The organism is Thioclava sp. FR2, from assembly GCF_051200875.1.
Classification (GTDB): Bacteria; Pseudomonadota; Alphaproteobacteria; order Rhodobacterales; family Rhodobacteraceae; genus Pseudotabrizicola.
The window spans coordinates 2,526,374-2,538,783 of the sequence record NZ_CP195191.1; the positions used below are offsets into that span (position 1 = coordinate 2,526,374).

Sequence of the window (12,410 nt, forward strand, 5' to 3'; positions counted from 1 at the left end):
AAAAGAACCATGAACTTCAAAACCCTGACCGCTGTGCTGGCACTTTCCGTTGCAACGCCTGTCTTGGCCGAAAACCCGATGGTGGGCGGTGCGGCAATGTTCGAGACAAAGAATATTGTCGAGAATGCCGTGAATTCGGCGGATCACACGACGCTGGTGGCTGCTGTCAAAGCGGCGGGTCTGGTCGACGCTTTGCAATCTGACGGTCCGTTCACCGTGTTTGCGCCAGTGAATGCCGCCTTTGCGGCGCTTCCCGCTGGAACCGTAGACACGCTGCTGAAGCCTGAAAACAAGGATATGCTGACCAAGGTGCTGACCGCCCATGTCGTTGCGGGCAAGCTTTCGGGCTCCGAGATCATGCGGAAGGCAAAGGCTTCGAAGGATGGCTATTTCCACATGCAAACCCTTTCGGGCGATGCCCTGTCGGCCACGGTGCGCGGTCGCAACCTCTATCTCGTCGATGAATCAGGGAATGCGTCGCAGGTCACGATTGGCGACGTGAACCAGTCGAACGGCGTCATTCACGTTGTGAACGCCGTACTTGTGCCGAAGTAAGGCCACCCGTCGGAACTGTTTAAGGTGATGGGTCGGGATTTTCCCGGCCCATTTCTTTCTGGGCAACCGGATCCAGCCATTGCACTGGACCTTGGCCCGCGCATCGGTGTAATTCCCCCCGGAACCCGGAGGTTACTCATGTCGCGCTACGAACCCGCCCAGATCGAAACCAAATGGCAAAAAGCCTGGGATGAGGCGCAGGCCTTTCTGGCCAAGCGCGATCCGGCCAAGCCGAAGTACTATGTGCTGGAGATGTTCCCCTATCCATCGGGCCGCATCCACATGGGGCACGTCCGCAACTACACGATGGGCGATGTGGTCGCCCGCTATAAGGCCGCGCAAGGGTTTTCGGTGCTGCACCCGATGGGTTGGGACGCCTTTGGGATGCCGGCTGAAAACGCCGCGATGGAGCGAGGCGGCCATCCGAAGGACTGGACCTATGGCAACATCGCCGACATGCGCGGCCAGATGAAGCCACTGGGTCTGTCGATCGATTGGACCCGCGAATTTGCCACCTGCGACCCGGAATATTACGGCCAGCAGCAGGCGATGTTCCTCGACATGCTGGAAAAGGGTCTGGTCTATCGCAAGAACGCGGTGGTGAACTGGGACCCGGTCGACATGACCGTGCTTGCCAACGAGCAGGTGATCGACGGCAAGGGCTGGCGGTCGGGCGCGGCGGTGGAGCGGCGAGAACTGACGCAGTGGTTCTTCAAGATCTCGGATTACTCAGAGGATCTGTTGAACGCGCTGGACGGGCTGACCAACTGGCCAGAAAAAGTGCGCCTGATGCAGGCAAACTGGATTGGCAAGTCGCGCGGTCTGCAATTCGCCTTTGAAACAGTTGGCGCGCCAAAAGGCTTTGAAAAGCTAGAGGTTTACACGACCCGGCCCGATACGCTGATGGGCGCCTCTTTTGCTGCGATCAGCCCCGATCACCCGCTGGCCAAGGCGCTGGAGGCTGATCCGCAAGTGGCTGCTTTTGTCGCGGAATGCCGCAAGGGTGGCACCTCGGCTGAAGAGATTGAAAAGGCCGAGAAGGTTGGTTTTGACACCGGCATTCGCGTGCGTCACCCGCTGGACCCGAATTGGGAACTGCCAGTCTGGATCGCCAACTTCATTCTGATGGATTACGGCACCGGCGCGATTTTCGGCTGCCCCGGCCATGACCAGCGCGACTTTGACTTTGCCACCAAATACAGCCTGCCGATCAAGGCCGTTTTTGTAGCCGAAGGCGCCGAGGATGCGGCCCTGACCGAGGCCTATGTGCCGATGAAATCCGAGCGTGTGCGCTATGTGCGCGGCTTTGCCGGGGATGCGGTGCAGACCGGGGATGACGGTGTTGCCGCCGCAATTGCCCATGCCGAGACCAATGGCTATGGCCAAGGCGTTACCAAATTCCGCCTGCGCGACTGGGGCATTTCCCGTCAGCGCTATTGGGGCTGCCCGATTCCCGTGGTGCATTGCGCCACTTGCGGCGTTGTGCCGGAAAAGAAGGAAAACCTGCCGATCAAGTTGCCAGATGACGTGAGCTTTGACATTCCCGGCAACCCGCTGGACCGCCACCCGACATGGCGTGACTGCACCTGCCCGGCCTGCGGTGCGCCTGCGCGGCGTGAAACAGATACGATGGACACCTTTGTCGATTCGTCTTGGTACTACGCCCGCTTTACCAGCCCGCGCGCCAATACACCGACCAGCCTGCCCGATGCCGAGTACTGGATGAATGTCGATCAGTATATCGGCGGCATCGAACATGCGATTCTGCACCTGCTGTACAGCCGGTTCTTTGCGCGTGCGATGAACGAAACCGGACATCTGCCGGAAAAGAGCCGCGAGCCGTTCAATGCGCTGTTCACCCAAGGCATGGTGACGCATGAGATTTACAAGACCACGGATGCTAATGGCCGCCCGGTCTATCACCTGCCCGAAGATGTGACGGTCTTCACCATCGCCGACCGTCGCGTCGTGGTCATGGGGAATGTCGAGCCGCCGCTGGACATGGTAGATGACGTCGATGCCTGGGTTCGCGCCCTTTCTGACGAAGGTCTGCTCGTCGAGGTCATCCCATCGGCAAAGATGTCGAAGTCGAAGAAGAACGTCGTCGATCCGATGAACATCATCGCCCAGTTTGGCGCGGATACCGCCCGCTGGTTCGTGATGTCGGACAGCCCGCCCGAGCGGGACGTGGAATGGACCAGCGCCGGGGCCGAGGCGACCTACAAGCATCTTGCCCGTGTCTGGGCGCTGTGTTCGCGCATTGGCGAAATGCCGGCCGATCATGTGGGCGAAGGCGATCAGGACTTGCGAAAGGCGACGGCCCGCGCGGTGCATGACGTGACGCAAGCGATTGAAGGTTTTGCCTTCAACAAGGCGATTGCCGGACTTTATGGCTTTACCAACACCTTGTCGAAGGCCAATGCCTCGACCCCGGTGATGAAAGAGGCGATCCGCACCTTGGCGCAACTGATGCAACCGATGGTTCCGCATATCGCCGAATCGATCTGGGCCTATCAGGGCGGCGTGGGGCTGTGCTGTCAGGCGGCCTGGCCAAAGGCCGATCCGGCGCTCTTGGTTGATGATACTGTCACGCTGCCGATCCAGATCAACGGCAAGCGGCGGGCGGAAATCAGCGTGGCAAAAGACCTGCCCGCGTCTGAGGTTGAAAAGATCGCGCTTGCGAATGAGGATGTGGTGAAATTCCTTGCCGGACAGCCGGTGAAGAAGATCATCGTTGTTCCGGGGCGCATCATCAATGTCGTCGTTTAACCGTCGAAGCCTGATTCTGCTGCCGCTGGCGCTGGCCGCCTGCGGCTTTTCCCCGGCCTACGCGCCGGGGAGCCCTGCGTCGAAGTTGCAGGGTTCGATCCGCGTGGCAGAACCGAGCGACAAGGCAGGATTCGATCTGGTGGAACGGCTGGAAGAGCGGTTGGGACTGCCCTCGCAGCCCCGCTATGCCTTGAATTACACGATCAAGACACGGTCCAGTCAGGTCGGGATCACGCCCGACAATACAATTCAGCGCTTTCACCTGACCGGATCGGTCGAGTGGTCGCTGATCAGCACAGAAACCGATGCCCGAGTCGCAGGCGGTAAAGTGGAAAACTTCGCGGCCTTTTCGGCGACCGGGTCGACCGTAGCGGGGCTTGCTGCCGAGGAAGAAGCCAGCCTTCGGCTGATGCGGATGCTGGCGGATCAGATCGTGACGCGGCTGATTGCCACTGCTGGCACTTGGGCGGAGCAGAGCCAATGATCCTGAAAGGGATCGAAGCCAGCCGTTATTTTGCCAAGCCTGACCCCTCGAAAGCGGGCCTGCTGATTGCCGGGGCCGATGCCATGCGGGTGGCCTTAAAGCGGCAAGAGGTGATCGCTGCCCTGATTGGCCCGGAAGGTGAGGCCGAGATGCGGCTGACGCGGCTTCCTGCCGGGGATTTGCGCAAAGATGGGGCGGCGCTGCTGGATGGAATAAAGGCGGTGGGGTTCTTCCCCGGTCCGCGCGTGGTTTTTGTCGAGGACGCAACCGATGGTCTGACCGGGGTCATCGGGGATGCGTTGAAAGAGTGGAAGCCCGGCGATGCCACGATTGTGGTCACGGCGGGCGGTTTGACGGGCAAATCCACCCTGAAAGGCCTGTTCGACAAGGCCCCACACGCGTTTTCAGCGATTCTCTACGACGACCCACCCTCGCGGGAGGAAATCGAAGACGCGCTGAAAAAGGCCGGGCTGGTCAGCATTGACCGCGAAGCGATGGCCGATCTGACGACCCTGGCCCGCGCGTTGGACCCCGGCGATTTCCGCCAGACCTTGGAAAAGATCGCGCTTTACAAGTTTGGCGACCCGACGCCCCTGACCCCTGCCGATGTGGCGGTGATGGCCCCTGCCACGGTTGAGGCCGAGGTGGATGATCTGCTGAATGCTGTGGCCGACGGGCGACAGAAAGAGATTGGCCTTCTGATGCGGCGGCTGGAAGGCCAAGGCGTGACGCCGGTGACGCTGTGCATTCAGGCGATGCGGCATTTCCGGTCGCTGCACATGGCGGCGACCGATCCGGGTGGGGTGCAAGCCGGTTTGCAGAAGGCGCGCGTCTTTGGCCCCCGCCGCGATATGATGCAACGGCAAGCCAGCGCGTGGGGCGGGAGAGCCTTGGAAGGCGCCGTCACCACGCTGCTGGACACAGACCTGACCCTGCGATCTGCCAGCCGGGCGCCGGGAATGGCCCTGATGGAACGCGCCCTGATCCGTCTGGCGATGATGCGTCGTTGATTGGGGCCTTGACCTGCGGCCTTGGGAATTGCATCCCGAAAGCACCAGACCCGAGGCCGATATGTCGCTTGATGTCATCCTGAATCAGCTGAAAAGCACCCTCCGCCGCGCAAAGGGCGTTGAGGCCTTGGCCTTTTGGGCCGGCAATGGCGAATGGACCGATGCACTGGGAGAAACGCTGGAAAATGAAGAAATCGTTTTCTACGCAGAGGGTCTGTTGATGGAAGGCACTCGCTTGGCTTGGCAACTGATTGCCGAGGATGGCGCGCCCGATCATCTGCGTCTGTATTTCTGGCAAGAGAGCCGGCCCGAATTTCCGCCGGCGCCCGAAGGGCAAACCGTTCTGGAAACTGTCGAGGCCCCTGCACCGTGACCCCTGACCGCCTGATCCGGGCGGTTTGGCGCCATATGACCCCGGCCATGGGCGAAACATCCCGAGGGGAATTGTTGCGTGCCACATTGGGCACGGCCTTGGCCATCGCGCTGACCGACATTCTTTTGTGGACATTGCGCCATTTTACGCCCGCGCTTCCGGGCGGAACGGGCGATCCCATGCGCGAGTTGATCCTTGTTTCTCCGTTTGCGGCCACGGCCTTTCTGATCCTGACGGTGCCGAACAGCCCCTTGGCGCAACCGTGGTCGGTGATCATCGGCAATACGATTGGCTGTGCTTGCGGCGCACTTTGCGTCTGGCTATTGCCCTATCCGGTTTTGGCCGCGGCCACGGGGGTTGGGCTTTCGGTCATCGCCATGTCAGCCGTCCGCGCCCTTCACCCGCCCGGCGCGGCGATGGCGCTGAACGCGGTGCTTTTGCATTTTTCTGGGACTGAAACGGGCGTGGCCTTTGTCTTGGCCACTGTCACCGTGGGGTCGGTCTTGCTGGTGCTGTTCGGGATGGTTTTCAACCCGCTGACCGGGCGGCGCTATCCCTTCCGGCAAGCCAACGAAACCCTGCCGAAGGAAGCGATCAGCCTTGCCGCAATCCTTGAACGGTTGAAACTTTCGGCAAATATCGGCGTCACCGACCTGTCACGCCTGATTGCGGCTGTCGAGGCTGAGGCGACGGCCCATCATCTTGGTCATATGGCCGCTGGGTCGATGATGACGGCCGCCCCCTTTACCCTGCCCCCAACGGCCACGCTTCCGGAAATCGGCGCGGCCTTCAAGGAACATCCCTTTCGGTCGATTCCCGTCACCGAGCACGGTCTTTATCTGGGCCTGTTGCGTCAATCCGCGCTGCTTGATGCCGCTGAAGACGCCAGCGCACAAAGCCTTATGCAAAAGGTCGATACGGTTGCGCCTACCGCCGAATTGCCCGAGGTCTTACCCCACCTGACCACAGGCCGCCTTCGGGTCTTGCCCGTGGTCGAGGATGGAAAGCTGGTCGGGATCATCACGCGGTCAGATCTGATCGGCGTGCTGGCGCGCGCGTTGCGCGGGGAATAGCGTCGCTGCTACTTGGATCGTCCGACGTTCATCACCCAGTAATATTTGCCATCGGCCACGGCCAGACCGATGCCGATTTCGCGCACATTGGATTTCAGGATATTAGCCCAATGGCCGGGAGAGTTTTTCCAGATCATCGCGGTGGAGTTCACGGATGGGCTGCCCATCTTCGCGATGTTTTCTGCGGCCGTGCGGTAACGGTAGCCATTGGACTTGATGCGCTGCCCCATATCCGGCCCACCAGCCCGCTGATGGGCGAAATACCTGCGGTCGGCCATGTCGCAGGCATGCTGTTGCGCAGCCTTTGTCAGGTTTCCGTTCTTGGACAAGGTCGCCAGTCCCTTCGCCTTTCGCTGTGCGTTGATCCAGCCAATCATCTCTGCCTCCATCGCGGCGGCTTGTTTCGGCTTGGTGCAGGCAAAGCTGGCCGTCGTGGAAAGCGCCAGAAGGCTGGCCAAAACGATTGATTTGGAAAACATACGATCCTCGCTGCGCAATTTGCAGGAAGGATAGCAGCAGTTTGAAAGAATCGCTTGTTTATCTGCACAAGGCCGCGTGACGGCCTGCCCATTTGCCGCTGGCCCAGCACCCGGTCAGCAGATATCCGCCCGTAGGCGCCTCCCAATCCAGCATTTCGCCACAGGCAAAGATGCGAGGAAGGGCTTTCAGTTCCAAACCTTCGGTCAGCGCAGCGCGAGTGATTCCGCCGGCGACCGAGATCGCCTCATCTATCGGGCGCGGACCCAACAAGGGAATTGGCAATGCCGTCAACGCCTGCTCCAAGTCCAGTCCGCGCCCGAATTCCAAGACCAAGGCCGCTGCCACCGGCGAAAGGCCCAGCTTGCGCAGCCGGTTTCCAAGACTGTCGGACGCTTTCAACCGTGCCAATCGCGCTTGCAGGGCTTGCGGTGACAAGTCTGGCATCAGGTCAAGGTGCAGCCGTGCCCCGCCACGCAGAGCGCGACTGACAGCATAGATGCCCCCGCCCTCCATCCCCTTTGCAGACACCACGAACTCCCCACGCTCACGTCGACCCTCCACGCTCAGAACGGCCCCCTTGACCGCCTGCCCAAAATGCCGTGCCATATGAGGCGACCAGTCGACACGAAAGCCCATATTCGCGGGCTGAAACGGCGAGATCTGAACACCCTTTTCCACAAGCCACGGCACCCAGGCGGCATCCGACCCCAGCCGCGCCCAGCTTGCGCCGCCCAGCGCCAGTACCGTGACCTTGGGCCGCAAGACTTGGCGTCCCTCGGGCGTGTCAAAGGCTAGAGCGTCTCCTGCAAACCCCAGCCAGCGCCACCGGGTTCTGATCTCCACGCCCAAGTCCGCCAGTCGCGCCAGCCAAGCCCGCAGCAGGGGCGAGCCTTTCATTTTCACCGGAAACACCCGCCCGGAAGTGCCGGTAAAGACCTCTTGGCCCAAGTCGCGGCACCAGTCCTTCACAGCTTCCGGCCCGAACGCGGCCAGCATCGGGGTCAGCCAATCGCTGTCGTAGTGCTGGGAAAACGCGGGCAAGGCTTCGTCCTTGGTCACGTTCAACCCGGATTTTCCGGCCATCAGAAACTTGCGCGCGACCGTGGGCTTTGCCTCAGCCACCAAAACCCGCCGTCCTGCCCGGGCCAATTCCTCGGCCGCCATCAGGCCCGCGGGACCGCCCCCAATGACCAGCGCGTCACTCATGCGCCTGCTTCAGATGCACCACGCGCTGCGGGAAGGGCATCTCGATGCCTTCGGCCTTCAGCGCGTTCCAGATGGCAAACAGCACGGGCGAACGGTACTTGTTCTTTCCGTCGTCAATGCCGTTCACCCAATATTCCAGCACGAAATCCACACTGGATTCGCCAAAACCAGTTAGCTCGCAATCCGGGCCATCAGGTTTTTCCAAGACAAAAGGCAGGGCTGCGACGGCCTTTTCCACGATTTCGGGGATGCGGTTGATATCGGTGTTATAGCTGACCGAAAATTCCGCCTCGTAACGGTTGGCGCTGCCTGCATCGGAATAGTTCACCACGCGACTGGTGATGAAATGTTCATTCGGAACAACAATCCACTTGCCGTCAAAGGTTTCCAGAATACAGGCCCGTGCCGTCATCTTGACGATGGTGCCTTTTTCGCCGCCATCCAGTTCGACATAGTCGCCCACGGTCGTCTGCCCCTCGACCAAGAGGATGATGCCGCTGATGAAGTTGGCGGCGATCTGCTGCAACCCAAGCCCGATCCCAACGCCAAGCGCGCCGCCCAAGACCGCGATGGCGGTCAGGTCGATTCCCATGATCGACATCAGCAGCAAGAAAGCCGCGCCAAAGATCAGGATCTCGGTCGCCTTCACCGCCAATTCCCGCGTGGCAGGACGCAGTTCCTTTTGCGACTTGATGTAATCGGCCGACTGACGATTTGACCAAGAGCCCATCCAGAACAGGATGGCCCCGGCAATCACGCCGCGGATCAGCGCCATCACCGAAAACTGGATATTGCCCAGAACGATCTGTGCTTCTTCCAGCTTGACCATGATCAGGTCCAGCACGCCCAGCGCATAAAGCGCGGCCACCGGGATCAGCACATATTTCCCCAAAAGCCGCAGGAAGCCGTCGGTCAGCACCTTTTCCACGAACAGGCGTGCGGCGATGAAAATGAACAAACGCTTGCCAAAGGCGATGACATCACCCGATCCGAACATTGACCGCGTAAAGGCCTCGCCCAGCGCGGTAAGCCCGTAGGCAATCAGCGGCAGCAAAAGGGGAAGAAATCGCAACGAGAACCGGCGCAAGCTGGCGATCATCCCGGTCTTGTCCTCGGCCGGGGTCACGAACTTGGTCACAGCGCGGGTCGCCTTTGCGGCGATTACACGTGCTGCAAGAAAGGCCACCACCAAAAGCGCGAATTGCGACCATGCGGCGGGTGACGTAAGCCAACCCAGCGCCATTTGTCCGGCTTCATCCAACCAGACCATCACATTGCCCAGAATTTCCGGCTGACCGCCCATACTCATACCTTGCCTTTTCCCGGTTCCCCTCCATCCTTTGGCGCGGAACAAAGCCCATGACAAGTGATCCCGATCCGATCTGCCCGCTTTGCCTGCGTCCGATCCCCGCTGACGTTGCACAAAGCCTGCATCACCTCATCCCTCGCCTCAAGGGTGGCAAGGGAGGGCCAACGGTTTTGCTGCACCATATCTGCCACAAGGAAATCCACGCCCGTTTTACGGAAACCGAACTGGCCCGGCACTTCAACACGCCCGAGGCTCTGCGAACAAGCGACCGGCTTCGCCCTTTCCTCGACTGGGTCGCCAAACGCCCTCCCGGCTTTCTGTCGCGCACCCCCGGTGGCCCGCGCCGCAAGAAATGACCAAAGCCCACCGTCTTTATCTTGGCTCAAATATCCCGGGGTCCGGGGCAGAGCCCCGGTCCGCTCTTCCGGCGACAAAGCAACAGGGGGCGAATGGAAAAAACCCCGCCATGAAGACATGGCGGGGCAAGTCGCACCGCGGGCGGACCACGGCGCAGGCGTAAACCATCAATCGGTGTGAAAAAGGCGCGTGCAGCACACGCGCCCCATTGGATCAGTTCGGGCGGGCCTGATCGGCCTCCATCTCGGCGCGAATCTGCTGGCGAAGGATGTCAATTGGAATCATCTTGCCATCGCGCTTGAAGTGCCAATAGGTCCAGCCATTGCAGGACGGCGCCTTTTCATAGGCTGCCCCAACCTGATGGATTGACCCCTTGATGTCATTGCCCACAAGCGTGCCATCGGCACGGACCTTGGCCTTGAAACGGCTGCCCTGCGAATAAAGCTCTTCGCCCGGCCGCAGCATACCACGTTCGACCACTTGGCCAAAGGGCACGCGCGGTTCGGCGCGCTTTGACCCGGTCACTTCCAGACCGCTCGCGTCAAACTTGCGGATCCGGGCCAGACGCTCGGTTGCGACCTTGCGATAGGCCTCTTCGCGTTCAATCCCGATGAAATCGCGGCCCAGCATCTTGGCCACAGCCCCGGTCGTGCCGGTACCAAAGAACGGGTCCAGCACCACGTCGCCCGGATTGGTGGTGGCCACCAAGACCCGATGCAACAGGCTTTCCGGCTTTTGCGTCGGATGCGCTTTGTCGCCGTTCTCGTCCTTCAGACGCTCGTGCCCCGTGCAAATCGGCAACACCCAGTCCGACCGCATCTGCACACCGTCATTCAGCGCCTTCAACGCCTCATAGTTGAAGGTGTACTTGGCGTTTTCTTCCTTGCTGGCCCAGATCAGCGTCTCATGCGCATTGGTCAGGCGCTTGCCCTTGAAGTTCGGCATCGGGTTCGACTTGCGCCAGACCACATCATTCAGCATCCAGAACCCGGCATCCTGCATTGCGGCGCCAACCCGGAAAATGTTGTGATAGCTGCCAATAGCCCAGATCGCACCCGTTGGTTTCAACAGGCGACGCGCGGCTTTCAGCCAGTCGCGGGTGAATTGGTCATAGACGGCAAAGCTGGAAAACTGGTCCCAATGGTCGTCCACCGCATCAACCTTGGAATTGTCGGGACGATGAAGATCGCCCTTCAACTGAAGGTTATAGGGCGGGTCCGCAAAGATCAGGTCTACGGACGCCTCGGGAAGGCTGTTCATCGCCTCGATGCAATCGCCTTCAAGAATTTGGTTCAGCGGGAGTTTCGCCCCCTGCTGCGCGGTCATCTTCGTCATATTCTGCCTCTGTCCCAGATCAATCTGGCGGCCTCATTTGGTGGGCCGGTTGATGGGTCTAAGATGAGTCAGAGCTGATTCGCCGTCAAATTCTTTTTTGAATCAATCACTTACAGAAACGTCTTGATACAAGATGTTGTGCACAGGCTTGAACGAACGTCTATGCACGGGGGTCACCCCAAGATTTAGAAGCGCATTCAGATGCTGTTTTGTCGGGTATCCCGCGTTCACTTCCCAGCCGTAGCCGGGGTACTGTTGCGCCAAATCCACCATGAGCCGATCACGTGTGACTTTTGCGCAAATCGAGGCCGCTGCGATCGACAACGATTTCGCATCTCCCTTCACCACCGCTTCGGCGGAAAGAGCCAGACCTTTCGGAATCATGTTGCCGTCAATCAGCGCGTAATCGGCGGGAAGGCCCGCGATCGCGCGCTCCATTGCCAGATGGCTGGCGCGCAGAATGTTCAGCGTGTCGATCTCTTCGACCGTGGCATGGGCGATGCTGACCCTTGCGACGGCCATTAAAGTGTCGAACAGGCGCTCTCGCTTTGCCGCCGACAAGGCCTTGCTGTCTGCCAAGCCTTCGGGGATGCGGCTCGGGTCGAGCCAAACCGCAGCCGCTGTCACGGGGCCGCACAGGGGGCCGCGCCCGACCTCATCGACGCCAACGACAAAAGCCGCACCCTTTTCCAGTGCGGCCGATTCGAAGCTGTAATCTGCGATCGTCTTTGCCATGACCCTGACTAGCTTGGGCGCCGGGCAATAAAAAGGGGGCGAAGGGCTGCTCGTTCCTTCGTCCCAAGGGCAGGTCGGGGATGCGGGCCGGACAGGGGGCAGATGGCCCGCCCCTGCCCGTTCAGTACCCGCGATGGGGTCCGCGGCGGCGGTCGTCGCGGTCAGGACCATATCCACGGTCCTTGTCGCGGCCGTGGCCATAGCCGTGATCACGGTAGCCACGATCGCTGTTGCGCAGGACCGGCACGCGGAACCCGGCGTCCCGCAGACATTCTGCGCCATAGACCCGATCCTTGCGGCCGTAGATCGTCGCTTCAAACCCGCATTGCTGCGGTAGGCGCGACCGCACGCCTTCACGGCGCAGGCAACGTTCCGGGTAAACCGTGGCAGACCGACGGCTGCCGTGGATCTCAATCGCGCAACGGGCAGGAATCACACTGGGGCGCGAGACATGGACAGGCTCTGCACGGCGCTTCCCGGTGTTGTTGACACCATGGATCAGCGCTCCCACGGCAATCGCGCTGATCAGGGTCCGGGCCATCTGGTCGCTGCGGCTGTCCGCCCGTGCTGGAAGCGAGGCCGCAATCATCAAAGCCAAAACCATCAAAGCAATCGTGGCTGAAGACATCAGGCGGCGCATCGGATGGCGGGACGGTTTGCGGAAGGTCAGGGCAGGACCATGAAATTCTGTCGGGAACCGGCTTTGGCTCAGAGAACGGGACAT

At 60.6% G+C, this 12,410-nt stretch carries 13 protein-coding genes; 7 read left to right on the forward strand and 6 right to left on the reverse strand.

Annotation, left to right across the window (positions count from 1 at the left end):
• Positions 1–9: 9 nt before the first annotated feature.
• From ACSBLW_RS12270 to ACSBLW_RS12295, 6 genes are all read left to right on the forward strand, one after another.
• Positions 10–555, forward strand: coding sequence for a fasciclin domain-containing protein (locus ACSBLW_RS12270; protein WP_435256907.1), 546 nt, complete (start codon positions 10–12; stop codon positions 553–555).
• 138 nt (positions 556–693) lie between these two features.
• Entirely contained in the window at positions 694–3,324 is a 2,631-nt protein-coding gene (leuS, locus tag ACSBLW_RS12275; RefSeq protein ID WP_435256908.1) for a leucine--tRNA ligase, read from the forward strand.
• On the forward strand, positions 3,311–3,808 hold the full coding sequence (gene lptE, locus ACSBLW_RS12280) for an LPS assembly lipoprotein LptE (RefSeq protein WP_435256909.1): 498 nt from the start codon (positions 3,311–3,313) through the stop codon (positions 3,806–3,808). The genes leuS and lptE overlap by 14 nt, the downstream gene beginning before the upstream one ends.
• On the forward strand, positions 3,805–4,818 hold the full coding sequence (holA, locus tag ACSBLW_RS12285) for a DNA polymerase III subunit delta (protein WP_435256910.1): 1,014 nt from the start codon (positions 3,805–3,807) through the stop codon (positions 4,816–4,818). Before lptE ends, holA begins: the two co-directional genes overlap by 4 nt.
• Before the next feature lie 61 nt (positions 4,819–4,879).
• Positions 4,880–5,191 carry a hypothetical protein gene (locus ACSBLW_RS12290; protein WP_435256911.1) on the forward strand — a complete coding sequence of 104 codons (312 nt, stop codon included), beginning with the start codon at positions 4,880–4,882 and terminating at the stop codon, positions 5,189–5,191.
• Positions 5,188–6,264 carry an HPP family protein gene (locus tag ACSBLW_RS12295; RefSeq protein ID WP_435256912.1) on the forward strand — a complete coding sequence of 359 codons (1,077 nt, stop codon included), beginning with the start codon at positions 5,188–5,190 and terminating at the stop codon, positions 6,262–6,264. Before ACSBLW_RS12290 ends, ACSBLW_RS12295 begins: the two co-directional genes overlap by 4 nt.
• Positions 6,265–6,272: 8 nt before the next feature.
• Here the strand turns inward: ACSBLW_RS12295 and ACSBLW_RS12300 are convergent, their stop codons facing one another.
• From ACSBLW_RS12300 to ACSBLW_RS12310, 3 genes are read right to left on the reverse strand one after another with little or no spacing between them, the layout of a single operon-like run.
• Entirely contained in the window at positions 6,273–6,743 is a 471-nt protein-coding gene (locus ACSBLW_RS12300) for a CAP domain-containing protein (protein WP_435256913.1), read from the reverse strand.
• Between the two features lie 58 nt (positions 6,744–6,801).
• Positions 6,802–7,950, reverse strand: a complete 1,149-nt coding sequence (locus ACSBLW_RS12305) for a TIGR03862 family flavoprotein (protein WP_435256914.1) — start codon at positions 7,948–7,950, stop codon at positions 6,802–6,804.
• Entirely contained in the window at positions 7,943–9,253 is a 1,311-nt protein-coding gene (locus tag ACSBLW_RS12310; RefSeq protein WP_435260104.1) for a mechanosensitive ion channel family protein, read from the reverse strand. The genes ACSBLW_RS12305 and ACSBLW_RS12310 overlap by 8 nt, the downstream gene beginning before the upstream one ends.
• Positions 9,254–9,309: 56 nt before the next feature.
• Between ACSBLW_RS12310 and ACSBLW_RS12315 the strand changes: the two genes are divergently transcribed.
• Positions 9,310–9,615, forward strand: coding sequence for an HNH endonuclease (locus ACSBLW_RS12315; RefSeq protein ID WP_435256915.1), 306 nt, complete (start codon positions 9,310–9,312; stop codon positions 9,613–9,615).
• Between the two features lie 214 nt (positions 9,616–9,829).
• Here the strand turns inward: ACSBLW_RS12315 and ACSBLW_RS12320 are convergent, their stop codons facing one another.
• The 3 genes from ACSBLW_RS12320 to ACSBLW_RS12330 all read right to left on the reverse strand — a co-directional run bounded on the left by ACSBLW_RS12320 (position 9,830) and on the right by ACSBLW_RS12330 (position 12,410).
• Positions 9,830–10,951 carry a site-specific DNA-methyltransferase gene (locus ACSBLW_RS12320; protein ID WP_435256916.1) on the reverse strand — a complete coding sequence of 374 codons (1,122 nt, stop codon included), beginning with the start codon at positions 10,949–10,951 and terminating at the stop codon, positions 9,830–9,832.
• A gap of 102 nt (positions 10,952–11,053) precedes the next feature.
• Positions 11,054–11,686, reverse strand: a complete 633-nt coding sequence (locus ACSBLW_RS12325; protein ID WP_435256917.1) for a ribonuclease HII — start codon at positions 11,684–11,686, stop codon at positions 11,054–11,056.
• Between the two features lie 121 nt (positions 11,687–11,807).
• The gene (locus ACSBLW_RS12330) at positions 11,808–12,410 is read right to left on the reverse strand and encodes a hypothetical protein (RefSeq protein ID WP_435256918.1); all 603 of its coding nucleotides are present in this window, start codon (positions 12,408–12,410) and stop codon (positions 11,808–11,810) included.